Below are 17,245 nucleotides of genomic sequence, written 5' to 3' on the forward strand. Positions count from 1 at the left end.
ATGCATAAACTCCTCATACTGCTTTGTTGGCTATGCGGGAGCATGATGGCAGAGGCACAACAAAGAGGATGGGTAACAGGAGCAGTACAGGATAGCGTTAGTCGTAATCCCGTACAACAGGTGAGGATCAGTATTTTAGGAGATACGGTCAATGTTAAGACAAACCAGTATGGACTATTTCGTATAGACATTCCAGTTGGCAGCACCCACCTCGTTTTTGAACACCCCGGGTATAGGACTAAGATTGTGCCCCTCGTCAATTATGACCGCATGCTCATTGAGCTGAGCCCGTTAGGAAAAATTGTTGAAGATAACGCGACTATTGCCAAAGCGAAAGCCCGGGCAAGGTTTGCCCATAGCACTAATCCCAACTACGGTAACGTAGGCATGGGGGTATCCTCCTTTTTTGATGAAACATACGGCAAGCTTTACGAGAACAAATTTGTAGATGCGAACAAAAGCAGCGTTTCTTCTTTTGCCATAGACGTAGACAGGGCTGCCTATAGTAATATGCGCCGCTTTGTAAAACTCCGGGAACCCATTCCTGTAGATGCCGTAAGGGTAGAAGAACTGATCAATTACTTCCACTATAGTTATCCCGCTCCCCGTAACGATAGTCTCTTTACTATTTATTCCAATTATACAGACTGCCCCTGGAATAAAGCGAATAACTTATTAGAGATAGCCGTGCGGGCACAGCAGATGGAAACAGATAGTCTTCCTGCCAGCAACCTCGTATTCCTGATAGACATTTCCGGTTCTATGGGTACGCCTAATAAGCTGCCCCTGTTGCAGGCTGCCTTCAGGGTATTGGTGAATAATCTCCGCCCGCGGGACAGGGTGGCGATTGTTGCCTATGCAGGAGCCCCTGGCCTCGTATTGCCCTGCACACCGGGCAACCAGAAAGAGAAAATATTAAATGCGATCGACTACCTCAGTGCCGGCGGCGCTACTGCCGGAGAGGCGGCCATCCAGATGGCCTATCAGCTGGCCGATGAGAATTTCATCCCTAACGGGAATAACCGTGTGATACTGGCTACGGATGGAGATTTTAACGTTGGGCAAACGAGTGACCAGGATATGGAAGACCTGATCATGAAGAAAAAAGAAAGTGGCGTGTTATTAACCTGCCTTGGTTTTGGCATGAAGGATTATAAAGACTCCAAGCTGGAAACCCTTGCCAGCAAAGGTAATGGCAACTTCGCTTATATAGATGACCTGGAAGAAGCCACGAAGGTTTTTGCGAAAGAATTCGGCAGCACACTCTTTACGGTGGCAAGGGATGTACGTGCGCAGGTGAACTTCAATCCTGCACGGGTAAAGTCTTACAGGCTGATAGGATATGAAAACAAAGTGCTGAAAGAAGACAATAGTAACGGAGAAAAGATAGTAGGAGGAATAGTAGGCTCAGGCCATTGTGTGGTGGCCATCTATGAGATCGAACCTGTAGCAGCAGACCCTGGTGGTGTTTTAACAGATGTGAAGATCTGGTACCGCCCTGCATTGGATACCACGATGCATTGCCTGGAAAAATCCATCACAAATAACAAAACCGAATTTGTAAAAGCCTCTGATGATTTCCGGTTTGCGGCTTCTGTGGCATTGTTTGGTATGCTGGTAAGGAAATCTCATTACAAAGGAGAAGGTTCCATTAACATGGTCACAGATATTGCCAGACATGCACTGGGCTATGATCCTGGTGGATACAGAGGCGAATTCTTAAAACTGATCAAACTGGTGAAGAAGAATACGAACTGGTTGAAGGAGTAGTGTCTTTCTTTTTCCAGCAGTAAGTACCTATCACCATACCCGCTATACTACTCAGTAATCCAATAAACAAAGGCGGCGTTTCCGGTTCAAATATTTCACTGAGGATATAACCCACGGTACCCATTATTATGGAAAGCACAGCCCCGGCTTCATTAGACCGCTTCCAATACAAACCTGCCGTAAGCGGTACAAATAAAGAAACAAGACTTAACACGGAAGAAGAAGCTACCAGTTCATAAATGTTCTGGCTACCCAATGCCATCAGCATAGAGATAGCAGATACCACCACAACGGATAAACGAATGATGCGCAGGAACTTTGCATCGGAGATATCTTTAAAGAAAGGGCGGATAATATTTTCTCCCAACACCGTGGAAGGCGCAAGGATCGCGCCGCTGGTGGTGCTCATGATAGCAGATAATAATGCGCCGAAGAACAATACCTGTGTGAACAGGCTGCCATGCTGCAACACCATATTCGGCAGGATCTTTTCTGTATCACCTGCTGCCAGTGAAGGATATAATTGTTGTGCGCATAACACGATCAGTAACGGTAAAGAGCCGATCACCAGGTACATCAGTGCGCCGAGGTAAGAAGAATATTGCGCCACCTTTTCGCTCTTACTGCTCATGAGCCGCTGGAACACATCCTGCTGCGGAATAGAGCCGAGACCTATCGTGAACCAGGCGGCCATGTATTTGAGCCAGCTGTTCCAGTCGCTGTGCGGAAAGAACTGGAAGGTGCCTGCGGGTGCTTTGTCTATCACGGTTTGCAAACCGCCTGCCTGGTCTACCACGTTATAGGTGATCACTAAAATACCAATGATGATCATGATGGTCTGGATGAAATCTGTAATCGATACAGACCACATGCCACCCATGTAAGTATAAGCCATCACGATCAGTCCGCTGGCCAGCATGGCAATGGAAGAGGGGATGCCCATTACGGTATTGATCACAATGCCCATGGCTACGATCTGCGCGGCAATCCATCCGAAGTAGGAGGGCACCATCAGCAGGGCAGAGATCACTTCTGCTTTTTTACCGTATCGTACTTTGAAATAATCGCAGAAGGTGAGCACATTGCTGCGATAGAGTTTCCTGGCGTAGAATAATCCTACCAGCAGGAGGCAGAGGGATGCACCGAAGGGATCTTCCATTACACCCTGTAAACCATGTTGTGCAAATTCACTGGTAGCGCCCAGCATGGTTTCAGAACCAAACCAGGTAGCGAAAATTACGCAGGTGCTGATGCCCAGTGGAAGGCTGCGTCCTGCCACCATAAAGTCGCTGGCGCTTTTTACGCGTTGTGCTGCCCAACGCCCGATGAGGATGGTTACCAGTAGGTAAACCAGGATGAATGCTATTAACATGAAAGGCTAAGATACTTATTTAACGGTCAGGAAGCAATGGGGGCAACGAGCGTGTTTTTTTATTTTAATAATGATCAGGAAGCAATGGGGGCAACGAGCGTTTTTTTTTATTTTAATAACGGTCTGGAAGCAATGGGGGCAACGAGTGTGTTTTTTTTATTTTAATAATGATCAGGAAGCAATGCTGTTATTACTTAACGATCGTAAAGCAATGCCGCAACAGTTTAATGATTTTGAAACAATGCCGCCATCACTTAACGATCCGGAAGCAATGCCGCAACAACTTCCCCTGAAAATCAAAAGGCACCGTCTGTGCCGTAATGTTCTTTATAGACGAAGCATGGATACTTTCCTCTTCCAGCACAAATTTGCGCAGGTTATTACTGAAATAGATCACACCTCCCGGCTTCGTAGCCAGTAACACTTTATTGATGATCTCCACATGATCCCGCTGAATATCCAGGATATCCTTCATCCGTTTGCTGTTGGAGAAAGTAGGAGGGTCCAGCACCACAAGATCGTAGGTGTTCGTTTTAAGCTCATCGAGATATTGCAACACATCTGCATGGATGTATTGATGTTTGGCAGGATCAAAGAGATCATTGAGTTTGATATTCTCTTCTGCCCAGGAGAGATAGGTTTTAGACAGGTCGATAGAAGTAACACTGGCTGCGCCTCCCGCTGCCGCATACACGGAAAAGGAACCGGTATAACAAAACAGGTTGAGCACTTTTTTATCCTTTGCTTCTTCCCGCACCATATGCCGCGTGATGCGGTGATCCAGAAAAAGACCACTGTCTAAATAATCAGAGAGGTTCACTTTGAATTTCAGCCCGTCTTCCTGTACGATCAGTTCTTCTTTGGAAAAGTCCATTTTTTCGTACTGGCTCTGGCGGTTCTGTTTTCGCTGACGGGTACGGAGGTGAAGATCTTCTGCGGGTACTTCCAGTACTTTGGCCAATACTTCCATGCTGGTATGCAGCCATTCATCGTAGGCTTCTTCTTCCATGCCGTGCTGGCTGCGGTACTCCGCTACATACACTTTATCCTCGTACAATTCAATGATAAGGGGAAATTCCGGAAGGTCCCGGTCATAGATCCGGAAGCAGGTGATGCCCTGGCGTTTTGCAGTTTTGCGAAGGTGTTTCAGCACTTTCGCCAGCCGGTTCTCGAACATCTCGAATTTGTGGGACATAGGCGCAAAGATGCATAAAAAAAGCTGCACCGTGTGTGGTGCAGCTTTTAAAATATTATCAGCTAAAGATGTCCTTCACTTTCTCGAAGAATCCTTTATCGCTTTTCTCCGGGTTCGGTTTAAAGTTCCCTGAGTCCTGCAATTTCTCCAGCATGCTCTTCTCTTCTGAAGTAAGTGTCTGCGGCGTCCATACATTTACATGGATCAGCTGATCACCTTTTTCATAACTGTTCACAGAAGGGAAACCCTTGCCTTTCAAACGGAAGATCTTACCGCTTTGGGTGCCTGGTGGTACTTTGATCTTGGCCTTACCATCAATGGTAGGCACTTCCACCTGTATGCCGAAGGCGGCTTCAGGGAAAGAGATATGAAGATCGTAGGCTACGTTCAGTCCATCCCGCTGTAATTCCGGGTGTGGTTCTTCTTCAATGAGGATGAGCAGGTCTCCGGGAGCACCGCCTCTTTCGCCGGCATTTCCTTTTCCGCTCATGCTCAGCTGCATGCCTTCCATTACACCAGCCGGGATATCGATAGATACCGTTTCTTCACCGTATTGACGGCCTTCTCCTTTACAGGAAGAACATTTATTGGTGATGATCTGGCCTTCTCCGTTACAGGTAGGGCAGGTAGTGACGGTTTGCATCTGGCCCAGGAAGGTCTGGGTCACTTTCCTTACTTGTCCGGAACCCTGGCAGGTGGTACAGGTCTGGAATGCATTTTTGTCTTTTGCGCCCAGCCCGTTACAGGTGGTACAGGTTACATGTTTTTTAACCTTGATCTTTTTGTTGGCGCCTTTGGCGATCTCCTCAAAATTGAGTTTGATCTTTACCCGCAGGTTGCTGCCCCGGGTACCTCTGCCACGGCGGTTTCCACCACCACCGCCACGTCCGCCGCCGAAGAAACTACCGAAGATATCTTCTCCGAAGATGTCTCCAAAGTTGGAGAAGATATCATCCATGTTCATGTTTCCGCCGGCGTGCCCGCCACGGTTGCCCATACCGGCATGGCCGAAACGGTCGTATTGTCCGCGTTTATCAGGGTCGCTCAACACTTCATAGGCTTCTGCCGCTTCTTTGAAATGTTCCTCTGCCTCCTTGTTACCGGGGTTACGGTCAGGATGGTATTGCATGGCTACCTTGCGGTAAGCCTTTTTGATCTCATCCTGGGAGGAGGTTTTGGACACCCCTAAAATTTCGTAAAAATCTCTTTTGGTGGACATGTTTATACACTTGAATAGCCCACTCCTCTGAGCGGGCTGTTATGGATTTATGTAGACATTGATGTTGCTGTCACATCGTCATTTTCCTACTACTACGCGGGCATGACGGATGATCTTGTCATTCAGGTAGTAGCCTTTCTGCAGAACGTCCAGGACCTTGCCTTTCAAATCTTCTGCAGGGGCAGGTACCTCTGTGATAGCATCGTGCAGGTCTGCATTGAATTCTTCGTTGAGACTTTCCATAGGTTTAAGGCCTTTGGATTGTAAAATACTGTGTAACTTATTGAAAACCAATGATACGCCGTCCTTCACAACATTAATATCCGTAGCGGTTTCCAGTTGTTTGGCTGCTCTCTCGGAATCGTCCAGTACATCCAGTAAGGCAATCACTACTTCCTTGTTGGCGGTATTTATTAATTCAATGCGCTCTTTGGCATTACGTTTCTTGAAGTTATCGAAATCAGCATTCAGCAGCAGGTATTTCTTCCGCAGTTCATCCAGTTCGCTCCTTACCTTATCCAGTTCATTCTCTTCTGGTACGGCATCATTCAAATGGGAAGACCCACTCATGTTCTCGTCTGAATTAATATCCTGTAAGCCGTCAGCTTCCGGCTGCCCATTTGCCTGCATATCTTTGTCGTTTTCTGTCATGATGGTATAAATTAACTGCAAAAGTACAACGGTCAATTATTTTGCCAAGGGGTAGAATGGGGACAAATTGGCAGAAAATACCATAAAGCCTGCATAAAGCAGGGAATGTGTACCTTTGCGCCTTCGAAATAAAATACATGACAAAGGTTTTTCTAAAGAAAAAAATACAGAACAGGGTCTTGCTCGGGCATCCCTGGATCTTCGGGAATGAAGTAGGACAGATAGACGGGGAAGTGAATCCCGGGGATATTGTGGATGTGTTTACCCATACAGGGGTATTTGTGGGGAGAGGGTATATCAACCCCCAGTCCCAGATCCTGGTCCGTTTGCTTACCCGGGATAAGAATGAGCAGATAAATGATGGCTTCTTCCTGCAGCGGTTGCAGAAGGCCTGGGATTACCGGAAAAAGATAGGGTATGTGGAAAACTGCCGCCTCGTATTCGGGGAAGCGGATGAACTGCCGGCCCTGGTGATCGATAAATTCAACGACTACCTCGTGATCCAGACCCTGGCGCTGGGGATAGACCGTTGGAAACCAGCTATTGTGGCTGCACTGGAAAAAATATTCTCGCCTAAAGGTATTTATGAAAGGAACGATGTGCCTGTTCGGGAACTGGAAGGTTTGCCGCAGCAAAAGGGCTTTTTAAGCGCTCCTTTTGACACGAACATCATCCTGAAGGAAAATGGTTTAAAGTTCCATGTAGATATCGTAAACGGACAGAAAACAGGGTATTTCCTGGATCAGCAGGATAACCGCCGTGCTATCCAGCATATCGTGAAAGGCGCCAATGTACTGGAAGCGTTCTGCTATACCGGTACTTTCTCCTGCCATGCGGCCCATTACGGAGCTAAAAGTGTGCTGGGACTGGATATCTCAGAGAATGCGGTAGCCACCGCCCGCCGGAATGCGGAGCTGAACGGCCTGCAGGATAAATGTGAGTTCCAGGCCGTGAATGCTTTTGACCAGCTGAAGCAATGGACCAAAGAAGACAAGAAATTTGATGTGGTGATCCTGGATCCGCCGGCCTTTACCAAAAGCCGCGAGAATATCCAGAAGGCCATTACGGGTTATAAGGAGATCAACCTGCGGGGGATGAAGTTACTGAAGCCCGGAGGGTTCCTGGTTACCGCCAGCTGTACCAACCTGGTAGATCCCTCTATGTTCCTGGAAACCATTCACTTGGCTGCCAAGGATGCCCGTAAGAAATTACGGCAGGTAACCTTCATGACACAGGCGCAGGACCATCCTATTCTCTGGAATATAGAGAACACTACTTACCTGAAGTTCCTGATCGTAGAGGTGCAGTAAGAGGCTGTTGCTATGGGAGGAAACACGGGAGACATACGGGGGGAACACGAGTGATATACGGAAGGAACACGGGAGAACCGTGGAGATGGTGTGGACTTGGTATGGACTTGATGTGGAGATGAGGTGGACTTGGTCTGGGAGATATACTGTGGTAAAGGCTTTGCGAGACATAAAAAACAAAAAAGGCTATCGATCCGATAGCCTTTTTAATATCTTTAAACCTTCCCTTTACTTGACCACATTGAATTTCCCCGATTCCACGAGGTTTCCGTTCTTTTCACGTAACTGGAAGATATATAAGCCGCTATAGTAATTGTCGAGATTCACCTGGGTACGCTGGGCGATATTTTTGAGGTGATCTACTTTTTTGCCGAGGAAGTTGTAAACAATAATTTCATAAACCTTATCGTTATTACGCTGGATCTCGAAGAAGATCTTTGTTGTAGCAGGATTAGGATAGGCTTTAACAACTTTACTCACACTCTCCGTTTCAGGGAGAGATTTAGTGCTTTGGGACCACGCCGGAAGGGATATGGTACAGAGCATTAAAAATAAAATGAGCGTAGAGTTCTTCAACATAGTATCCAAAGATAATGATTTTTTTAAATATCTGTCAAACTTTTTCGGTTTTGATCTTATTATAAATATAACAAAAGCTAAGCCAAAAAGTATCTATTTGCAGTGGTTTTTTGAAAATTTTAACGCTTGTTAACGCTTTTTTAGAAACTCGGGCAGGTTACACTGTTCAAAGTGGTGTTCCGGCTGTTCAGGAACCTTTTGAAAACCATAGACAATTCAAACCCTCCCATTGCCTGGCTGGCAGTCCGCAGCCGGGAAACATTCACATCGTAACTCATGCCAATTTCGTAAGCGCCCATATCCAGCCGGATCATGGGTACTATCGCATCATTCCAGCGGAAGAACAGTCCTCCGTAGAAGCCCCTGTCTGATTCCAGCCCTTCGTCATACAAGCTGTAACCGATCATGGCCCCGCCGATGAATTCTGAATAAGACCCCTGGTGCACCTCGTTATAATGGGCAATCAGCTTTACCCGTTCAGCCACCGGAACAGTAATGCCCATGTTAAAGCTCAGTTTAGGATCCAGCGTGATGGTCTTATCATCGTAAAAGGACACCTTTGGCCGGTTGAAATGGTAATAGGCTGCCCCGATAAAGTAATTGCCTTCTTCTCCCAAAGACCCGTTATAACTCATGCCCACACCCGCATCCCAGTAAGTGTAACCGATCCTGGCCATTCTTCCCTCTTCCCCGGTAGCGGCGGCAGGGTCAAAACGGCCATTGGTATACTGATTATTGAAAGTAAGGTGTGTAGGATCAAACTGCCGCTGTACCATGCCTCCCATAAAACCGAGGGAGAGGAAGCTGCTTTTGTCCTCACTAAGGGACTTGTGGTAGTTAAGGGCCGGCAGCACCTGAACGGACTGAAGTTTGGAAGTACCAGCCCTGTCGTAGGACATTTGCAAACCTGCCGTAATATGGTCATTGTATTGGCCGATGGGGAATTTCATTTCCCCGCTCATGGTACCTGTTTGATAAGGGATGGTAACGCTGTTCCATTGATTGCGGTAAACGCCCTGTACACGCACGTCTCCCTTAAACAGGCCAATCAACGCAGGATTGCGCAGTATAGGTGTTTCGGCAAATTGTGACAGATGGATGTCCTGGGCATTAGCGTTAAGCGCCATGCCACAGCAAATGACCAGGCGCGCGCTTTTCCACAGTGTTTTCATCGGCTTCGGCGTTTTCATGGTATGGTGTTATCGGAATAAAGTTACGTTTCCTTTTAGTTGGAATTTCTCTTTTGTGTCACAAACCGCTTCGAAAAGGTAAATATACACGTCCGGGGGCAGTGCCTTTCCATTCATGGTACCATTCCAGCCCTGGCTGATATCCTCTACATTGAAATTCTCTCTTTTGAATACTTCCTGCCCAAAGCGGTTAAAGATCCGCAGGGATTTGATCACCTGCACGCCTTTGCCACGGGGATAGAATATGTCGTTAGCACCATCTCCATTGGGTGTAAAACCAGTGGGGAAGAACACATTGCCCTTATCACATACCAGTTTGATGTTCATCACATCCGATTTTGTACAGCCATTGGTACTGGTTACTTCCAGTGCATAGTCCATAGACTGGCGGACAGTGGATACCGTTTGCGGGCATGTAGCACAATCCAGATACGTGCCAGGTTTCCATTCCCACTTTACCACATCGTTGCTGTAAGTAGAAGTGAGGTGCACCAGGCTACCGGCCGTTACTACCTGGTCCGGTCCAACATTCACTGTCGGTACTGGTTTCACTGTCACCGTTACCTGTGCGGTAGCGGCAGGGCAGTCGTTATCATTACGGGCTGTTACGGTATAGGTAGTATTGACTATGGGTGTTGCAACCGGCATGGCCGTAGCCGTTCCGCTGATGGTTTCTGAATTGGGTGCCCAGGTGTAGGTAACAGCACCCGCAGCGCGTAATTGCGCACTCATGCCCAGGCAGATGGCAGTATCCGGGCTCATGGATAAATGAATTGTGGGTACTACTTTTATAGCTACCGTATCACTTGCCGTACAGCCATATGCGTTAGTAGCAACAACTATGTATGAAGTATCTTTTAACGGAGAAACGGAGGGATTGTAACAATTGGTGCAGCTCATCCGGTAAGCAGGTTTCCAGACTACCGGATCATTGCTGAGTGCCTGCAGGGTTACGCTGGTGCCTTCACAGATCTTAGCCAGTGGTGTTACAGCATGCACAAAAGGCGTGGGGCGTATTGGAATTTGGATGGTCACTGAATCCACACAATTACGTGCATCCGTTACCACCAGCTTCACCGGGTAAGCGCCGCTGGCATTATATTTTGTAGGAACAGGTACCTGTATGGCGGATAGTGTGCCATTTCCCAGATCCCATTTCCAGTTCGTTAAAGGGATATTGGGAGAAGGAACGGAAGATTCTGTAAACCTTACCGGCTGGCCTTCGCAGGCAGTAGCAGCCAGCGTGAAACCGGCAACGGGTGCTATCACATTCAGGTGATCTGTTTTCACAACTGTATCTGCACAATACGCAGGATCGTTATAACGAATGATGAGCGTGTCTGTGAACAGCCCTTTCACCAGCATTGTTTTTTTGATGTCTACTTCCGTAGTGGTTAAGGTGGTACCATCTCCAAACTTCCAGTTGTAGCTATCTACCAGCGTATGCGGCACATGCAGCACACCGTAGTCCACTTCACTGCTCCGGCAAATAGTTCCTACGCCGGTATGGAAATCTGCATCGAACACATACACTGTTTTAAAGATCGTGCTCATACAATTCTGGGCGGTGTTCCTTACTGTGAGCCGCACGTTATAAGTACCGGGCTGTGTATAGGCATGGATGGGATGAGCAATGTTTTCCAGGGGGGAATTATCGCCAAAATCCCATTCATATGTATCTGAAGCAGAACCGGCAGATGTATTTGTAAAGTTATAAGCGTTCTTGTTATCACAACGGCGGGCGAAGGTGAAATCAGCCACTGGCCCGTTATTGTTGAGGGTGATGGGTGTTGCACTCGTAAAACAGCCATTGGAACCTGCACTCATTTGTATGGTAACGGGGCCGCTTGTACGAAATACGCGATTGATATCATTCTCTGAACCTTCGTAAGTAGTACCGTCGCCAAAATTCCAGCGGTAGCGGCTGGCATTGGTAGCTGTGGCCAGGAGGCGGGCACTGCTGCCTGCACAGTTATCCGGCCTTGTAGCTGTAAAACTTACATTGGTGGGTGCCGCACCTGTTTTCACCAGTTGCGGGAAGTTGCGTTGTGCTGTGCATCCCTGCTGTGTGGTTACAGAAAGGCTCACGTTGAAATTTCCGGCAGAGTTATAAACATGTGTGATCCCCGGTGTGGTGGCATTCCCGCTTTGACTATCTCCAAAGACCCAGGCGTAAGCAGTAACGGGATCGTTATTGATGGTGGTAACACTCGCGGAAAGGTTAGCAGAAAAAGGTACACAACCCTGTAATCCCGTTCCGGAAACATTGATCACCGGGGCGGCCAGTTTAATGAAGTTTTGCTTCTTAAGGGTTTTGCTGCAACCATTGGTATTGCTAACAGTCAGTGTTACATCAAAAGTGTCTATACGGGTAAATTGATGTTGAACAGTGGGGGAGTTAGTGGTAACCGTTGGCGTGCCATCCCCAAAATCCCATATCCGCTGTACCCCTCCGGGCGTCAGGTCTGTAAAGGTAGCCGTGTAAGGGCCGCAGGCTATTGCCGTATTTACCGTAAAGTCTGGTACAGGTAGTGCATACACCATCAGGTTTTGCGTGGCGCTGCTGCTACCGTTCTGGTAATAAGCCGTGAGGGTTATGGTAAGTGCCCCTGCTGCCGGAAAGGTGATAACAGGGTTTAAGTCGTTGGAAGTGTTGCCATTACCAAAATTCCATAAAACGGAAAGTGGTGTGCCGGTGCTCGTATTTCGAAAGGTGAAAGTGGCAGGGGCACACTGGCTGACAGGTGAACTGGTATATGTAAAGCCAGCCTGCTGCGCTTTTATGACCGCCGGAGCAGCCAGCATACAAAGCAATAGCAGCAGAAGCTGGCTACGCACGGTATGCGGGTTTTTCATATCAGGTGCAGGAACGGTTCTCATTTTTTCAAAGGATATGGGATACTTATGAATTATACAAATCTATAATATTATTTGGACATATCCATCAATTACCTTAATAGGGTCACATTCCCCTTCACCAGCAGTGGTTCGTTAGAATCGCAGGTCATTTCCACGTAATAGATGTACACATCCGGGTTGAGCAATACGCCGCCGAACTTGCCATCCCAACCGCAGCCGGGATCGTCTGTGTTGCAATTACTCCTTTCAAACACCATCTGGCCCCAGCGGTTGAAGATCTTAAAGGACTTGATGCCGCTGATGCCTTTACCCCTTACATAGAAGAGGTCGTTCTGACCATCTCCGTTGGGACTGAAGGTGTTAGGGATGAATGCTGTGCTGGCCGGGCAAACCAGTTTTATGGGTAACAGTGCAATAGTGGCGCAGCCAAATTGGTTAGTAGCCGTAATGTTATAGGTCACATCTCCTTTAGGCGTAGCTATCGGATCGGGGCAATCTATGCAGGTGATCCATTTGTCCGGGTACCACTGCCACTTAATAATATCAGGGGAGCCCTGTACGTTCAGGGTCACTTCCGTACCTGCCGGTACTACCCGTCCGGGGCCGGTGGTGATCTCCGGAGAAGGATTTACCGTAACCAATACGTTAGCCGTATCCGTAAAGCAGGCATCATTACCATACCCGATCACCTGGTATTGTGTGGTGGTGGCCGGTCTGGCAAAAGGCGTGGCGATATCTGCCCTGCTCAGGCCGGTACTGGGGATCCAGCGGTAACGGAGAGCGCCGCTGGCAGTAAGTTGCGTTTGCTTGCCGCTGCAGATCACCGCATCATAAGACTGCACCTGGAAAGGCTGGGATACGGTAATGCGGGCGGAATCATTCACAATACATCCGAAGCTATTTATTACACGAACACGGTAAGTTGTATCCCTCACAGGATTTACCCGCGGGTTGGCACTGCCTGCATCTGAGATATTATAGTTGGTCCAGGAATACGTAGCAGGGCTTGCATTAGACCTGATCTCCAGGGTTTCTCCCAGGCAGATCACAGCTTGTTTAGGCATCACATTTACAGTGGGTAATGGATTGACGCTAACAGGCACCATCGCTATGTCCGGGCATTTGTTATTCTCATTGCGGATCACCAGTTTTACCTGATGGTTGCCGGGTGTTCTGAAAACCATTCGCGGACGGGAGCCGGTAGCGTTGGTGGGCTGATCATCCAGCAGCCAGGTCCATTTTGTACCGGGCAGGTTTTTATTTTCCGATCCTTCAAAAAGAATGGAATCGCCTGCGCAAATAGGATTCACGGGAGCCAGGCGTGTATCTGGCAGCGGATCTACTTTTACCGGCAGCGTCAGGGAATCCATACAGCCATGGAAGCTGGTGATCACCAGCTTAGCCTGGTAGGTGCCCACGCCAACGTAATGGAAGGTGGGGTTGAGTGCCGTACTTACATCATCCGTTCTGTTATCCACACCAAAATCCCAACGATAGGACTGCGGTTGCTGGTGTTTGAGATAAGAAAGGCTGGTGCTGCTATTCGAAAAGATCACATCGCCAAAATCACATGCCTGTGAATCATCCAATACGAAAGACGCTTTCGCCTGATCAACAATGATACTGTCCGGAGAGCCCTCTGCGGGTACCCTGCAGCCTTGTGCATCTTCCAGGATCACCCTTGGGTAATAAACACCCTGTTTATCGTAAGTGTATTTGTAAGAGTTGGTAGTAGTGGTTTGCACATTCCCGTTATCAAGGTCCCAGATGTACTTCACCGCATTAGAGGAAGTAGCCGTGAGGGTGATCTCATGCGGCATGCAACCGGTTTTCGGTGTAAAATCACGGGTACCTGTTGGTCCCTGGATCACAACTTCCTGTGTGATGGAATTGATACAATCCCCGTTGGAATAAACATCCAGGCGAATGGTATATCTGCCTGGGCGGTTAAACACATGGGAAGGGTTTGCTAAGTTGGAACGGCTGCCATCTCCAAAATCCCATACAGAACGTACATACCCGGTGCTTTCATTGGTGAATTGCACCAGCACAGGTGGGCATACCGGCAGGTTGGCCGGTATACTGAACTTAGCTACAGGATCAGGAACAACAACGTATTTACCTTTTGTGATCGTTTCCGTACAGCCAATGGCGTTAGTTGCGGTAAGCGTTACGTCAAACTCTCCGGGTTGTGTATAAACATGTACAGGATGTTGATCTGTGCCGGTTCCGCCATCTCCAAATTGCCAGGCATAACTGAGGTTACTGCCGGTGGATGCATTGCTGAATTGCAATGGACTATTAACACAGGAAATAGTAGAAGCCGTGCGGAACTGTGCGGTAACACCTGTTACCGGTACTGGTTTAGTTACCGTAGTGATACAACCTGCATTGTCCTCTATCCGCAGTTGCACATTATAAGTACCCATCTGGGCGAAGGCATGTTTGTAATCTACCGGTTTGGTTTGCAACACCTGCGGTGTAGTACCATCTCCAAAACTCCACGTCCAGGAACGGAGGTTATAACCATGAGAAGGAGTAGAAGCATCGGTGAATGATTGTTCATCCCCTTTACAATTTCTGCCGGTAAAATTAAAGTCACCTACCGCACCGTTCACTTTCACGGGAATGATGTTGGATGTGCTCGCACAACCATTCCTGTCTAATATGCTTAGATAAACATTATAATCGCCAGGTGTGTCGTATTGTTTGGAAATGGAAGTGCCGGGTACCGGTGCATAAGTGTTGTCTCCCCAGCTCCAGTAATAGGAAACAATGTTTGCAGGGTTGGTATTGCCCCTGGTGAAAGTAACACCACTGCCTGCGCAGATCTCTGTATTCAGGGCTGAAATGATCGGCTTCTCATCAATCACTTCAATGGTTACAGCATGCACAGATTCGCAATTGCCATCGTTCACCGTGAGACGGATAGTATAGGTACCTGGTGCTGCGTACACATGTGTAGGAGAAGGAATGGTAACAAGCGGTGAATTATCTCCAAAGTCCCAAGACCAGAAACGCGGTGTTCCCGGTATAGGGCCAAAGTCAGAATTGTCTACGAAATTCACTGTGTACCTGTCGTTACAATTCCTGTTGATCATGAAATTGGCAATAGGCGGCAGGATGGTGATGAAATCTATTTTGGTGAGGGTACGGCGGCAACCGTAATTACTCACGGTAAGTGTTACATCATGCTTGCCTATCGTGCGGAAGATATGAGAAGGATTCTCTGCTGTTTCAATACTTCCGTTATCGTCCGGGAAATACCAGAGCCATTCTGTACCACGGGGCACAGATTGATTCACGAAGTTAACCGGATAGCGCTGGCAGGGATTTTTCGGATCTCCGTCAAAGTTCACAATAGGGATCTCGCCTGCGCGTACCGTAGTATCTATCGTGTATTGGCAACCACCTGTGATATTCACTATCAATCGTACGTTAAACACACCTTCCGTAGTGTAAGTGTGAGAAGGAGTGGGGGCTGTGGAAGTAGTACCATCCCCAAAGTCCCAGCTGTAACCAGTGATCATACCGGCACTCAGCAATGTAGCGCCGAAGCTGGTTGAATGTGGAAGACAGCCTTCAGGGTTTGAGATGAACATCCGCACATCCGGTTCCTCCACACGTATGTAATCACGCAGCGTTACATTGGCTTCGCAACCTGCGGCGGATTTGATCATGAGGGAAACATCGTATCTGTCAAAGCGTGTATAAGTATGTGTTGGATTCAGTCCGTCTGCCGTGGTGCCATCTCCGAAGATCCAGTGCCATTCTGCTGCGCCGGTGGATTGGGAGGTGAACTGTGTATTGAAAGGAATGCTGCAACCCTGTGGGGGCGTTGCGATAAAGCTGGCTACCGGGGATTCATGCACCGTAATGGTTTTGGTGATGGTTTCCATACAACCCGGCAGGCCGGATTCCAGTGTGAAAACATAATCACCGGGTGCAGAAAAGTAATAGGAAGCATCCGTACCAAACGTTTTCCTTCCATCCGGTAAGGTCCAGGTGGAAAGTGTCGGGCGTGGCATGGTGGTATTGATCAGGGGCACATTAGTGCCGGTACAAACCGGACCCTGTGTGGTAAAGTCTGCTTTGGTCTTCTCAATGGTCACAAATGCAGGTTTGCTGATCACCGCTTCGCAGCCCTGTGCGTTCTTTGCTCTCAGGACCACTGTAAAGCGCCCTTCCTGCGTATAATCCACTACTGGGTTGGCATCTGTAGAGGTGGTGCCGTTTCCCAGGTCCCAGGCGTAGATTAAACCTGCCGGGCCGGAACTGGTGATAGAAACCTTCAGGGGGGTAGTGCAGCTGCTGTATGCATCCGCCGTAAAATTCACCTGGGGTGTTTCCCCTACATTGATAAGCCGGGCCTTTTCCAGACCGGCGGAGCAGCCAAAGCTATTGGTAGCTATGATATTAATGGAAAAATTCCCGCCAACTGTGTAGATATGGGACGGATTGGGATCAGAAGTGATCACCCCGTCCCCAAAGTCCCAGGTCACATTTTGCAGGGTGCCGGATCCCGGGGTACTCTGGTCCGTGAACTGGATCGGTAATGGCGTACATCCGATCACGTTGGATACGGAGAACTGGGGTACCGGTCTTGCATATACTTCAATGTTCTCGCTATACTGCTTAGGACCACTTGGATATGTAACCGTTAACGTTACTTTATAAGAACCAGGGTTCAGATAGGTAACGCCGGCATCCCGCGTAGTAGCAGTGGAGCCTTGTCCAAAATCCCAAAGGTAGGCGGTGGCGCCGTTGTCAGACATGTTGGTAAAAGAGAGTGCATGCGGAGCGCAATCGTTTTGTTTGCCATTAATAGTAAACCTTACTGTCTGTGCACTGGAATGCAGCGTGGCCGCAGTAAATGCAAGCATCAGGATGGCGCAATACGTTCTAAAACAGCACAACTGTTTTCGGTAGTTCATGGATATCGGATATAGTCGCAGGTGTAAGGACAATAATCTGTCCAATTCGTAATCTGAACTAAAATTAATATTTAAAAAACAATTATCTGTCTATATTAACATTATGTTTTCATACTGTTAACTGAATTATCACTTATTTGCTGCCCGGCGGAGGTATGCTACTCAG

Annotated in this window: 10 protein-coding genes; 2 read left to right on the top strand and 8 right to left on the bottom strand. The window is 48.0% G+C overall.

Annotated elements, in window-relative coordinates; genetic code table 11:
* On the top strand, nucleotides 1–1,770 hold the full coding sequence (locus tag GFS24_RS24005; RefSeq protein WP_153664074.1) for a von Willebrand factor type A domain-containing protein: 1,770 nt from the start codon (nucleotides 1–3) through the stop codon (nucleotides 1,768–1,770).
* Here the strand turns inward: GFS24_RS24005 and GFS24_RS24010 are convergent.
* The 4 genes from GFS24_RS24010 to GFS24_RS24025 all read right to left on the bottom strand — a co-directional run bounded on the left by GFS24_RS24010 (nucleotide 1,730) and on the right by GFS24_RS24025 (nucleotide 6,207).
* Nucleotides 1,730–3,142, bottom strand: a complete 1,413-nt coding sequence (locus tag GFS24_RS24010; RefSeq protein ID WP_153664076.1) for a sodium:solute symporter family protein — start codon at nucleotides 3,140–3,142, stop codon at nucleotides 1,730–1,732. The genes GFS24_RS24005 and GFS24_RS24010 overlap by 41 nt on opposite strands.
* Nucleotides 3,143–3,392: 250 nt before the next feature.
* Nucleotides 3,393–4,337 carry a class I SAM-dependent methyltransferase gene (locus GFS24_RS24015; protein WP_153664078.1) on the bottom strand — a complete coding sequence of 315 codons (945 nt, stop codon included), beginning with the start codon at nucleotides 4,335–4,337 and terminating at the stop codon, nucleotides 3,393–3,395.
* Between the two features lie 58 nt (nucleotides 4,338–4,395).
* Complete coding sequence (gene dnaJ, locus GFS24_RS24020; RefSeq protein ID WP_153664080.1) at nucleotides 4,396–5,556, bottom strand: molecular chaperone DnaJ; 1,161 nt, start codon at nucleotides 5,554–5,556, stop codon at nucleotides 4,396–4,398.
* A 78-nt stretch (nucleotides 5,557–5,634) separates the two neighbouring features.
* Nucleotides 5,635–6,207, bottom strand: a complete 573-nt coding sequence (locus GFS24_RS24025) for a nucleotide exchange factor GrpE (protein ID WP_253906579.1) — start codon at nucleotides 6,205–6,207, stop codon at nucleotides 5,635–5,637.
* A gap of 137 nt (nucleotides 6,208–6,344) precedes the next feature.
* Between GFS24_RS24025 and GFS24_RS24030 the strand changes: the two genes are divergently transcribed.
* A complete protein-coding gene (locus tag GFS24_RS24030) occupies nucleotides 6,345–7,517 on the top strand; it encodes a class I SAM-dependent rRNA methyltransferase (protein ID WP_153664082.1) in 1,173 nt (390 codons plus the stop codon).
* 228 nt (nucleotides 7,518–7,745) lie between these two features.
* Here GFS24_RS24030 and GFS24_RS24035 read toward each other — a convergent pair whose 3' ends face one another.
* The 4 genes from GFS24_RS24035 to GFS24_RS24050 all read right to left on the bottom strand — a co-directional run bounded on the left by GFS24_RS24035 (nucleotide 7,746) and on the right by GFS24_RS24050 (nucleotide 17,079).
* Nucleotides 7,746–7,997: a T9SS type A sorting domain-containing protein gene (locus tag GFS24_RS24035; protein WP_173003178.1), complete on the bottom strand. Its 252-nt coding sequence runs from the start codon at nucleotides 7,995–7,997 to the stop codon at nucleotides 7,746–7,748.
* Between the two features lie 239 nt (nucleotides 7,998–8,236).
* Complete coding sequence (locus GFS24_RS24040; protein WP_153664086.1) at nucleotides 8,237–9,286, bottom strand: PorP/SprF family type IX secretion system membrane protein; 1,050 nt, start codon at nucleotides 9,284–9,286, stop codon at nucleotides 8,237–8,239.
* Nucleotides 9,287–9,295: 9 nt separating this feature from the next.
* The gene (locus tag GFS24_RS24045; protein WP_153664088.1) at nucleotides 9,296–12,166 is read right to left on the bottom strand and encodes a PKD domain-containing protein; all 2,871 of its coding nucleotides are present in this window, start codon (nucleotides 12,164–12,166) and stop codon (nucleotides 9,296–9,298) included.
* Nucleotides 12,167–12,234: 68 nt separating this feature from the next.
* Nucleotides 12,235–17,079, bottom strand: coding sequence for a PKD domain-containing protein (locus tag GFS24_RS24050; protein ID WP_153664090.1), 4,845 nt, complete (start codon nucleotides 17,077–17,079; stop codon nucleotides 12,235–12,237).
* Nucleotides 17,080–17,245 lie beyond the last annotated feature (166 nt).

Origin of the sequence: Chitinophaga sp. SYP-B3965 (assembly GCF_009647655.1) — a bacterium.
In the GTDB taxonomy this organism is placed as follows: domain Bacteria; phylum Bacteroidota; class Bacteroidia; order Chitinophagales; family Chitinophagaceae; genus Chitinophaga.

What these genes read in the sequence shown, in the direction of transcription:
- GFS24_RS24005 (WP_153664074.1), top strand. Translation starts at nt 1, where the DNA reads ATGCATAAACTCCTCATACTGCTTTGTTGGCTATGCGGGAGCATGATG.
- GFS24_RS24010 (WP_153664076.1), bottom strand. Translation starts at nt 3,142, where the DNA reads ATGTTAATAGCATTCATCCTGGTTTACCTACTGGTAACCATCCTCATC.
- GFS24_RS24015 (WP_153664078.1), bottom strand. Translation starts at nt 4,337, where the DNA reads ATGTCCCACAAATTCGAGATGTTCGAGAACCGGCTGGCGAAAGTGCTG.
- dnaJ (WP_153664080.1), bottom strand. Translation starts at nt 5,556, where the DNA reads ATGTCCACCAAAAGAGATTTTTACGAAATTTTAGGGGTGTCCAAAACC.
- GFS24_RS24025 (WP_253906579.1), bottom strand. Translation starts at nt 6,207, where the DNA reads ATGACAGAAAACGACAAAGATATGCAGGCAAATGGGCAGCCGGAAGCT.
- GFS24_RS24030 (WP_153664082.1), top strand. Translation starts at nt 6,345, where the DNA reads ATGACAAAGGTTTTTCTAAAGAAAAAAATACAGAACAGGGTCTTGCTC.
- GFS24_RS24040 (WP_153664086.1), bottom strand. Translation starts at nt 9,286, where the DNA reads ATGAAAACGCCGAAGCCGATGAAAACACTGTGGAAAAGCGCGCGCCTG.
- GFS24_RS24045 (WP_153664088.1), bottom strand. Translation starts at nt 12,166, where the DNA reads ATGAGAACCGTTCCTGCACCTGATATGAAAAACCCGCATACCGTGCGT.
- GFS24_RS24050 (WP_153664090.1), bottom strand. Translation starts at nt 17,079, where the DNA reads ATGAACTACCGAAAACAGTTGTGCTGTTTTAGAACGTATTGCGCCATC.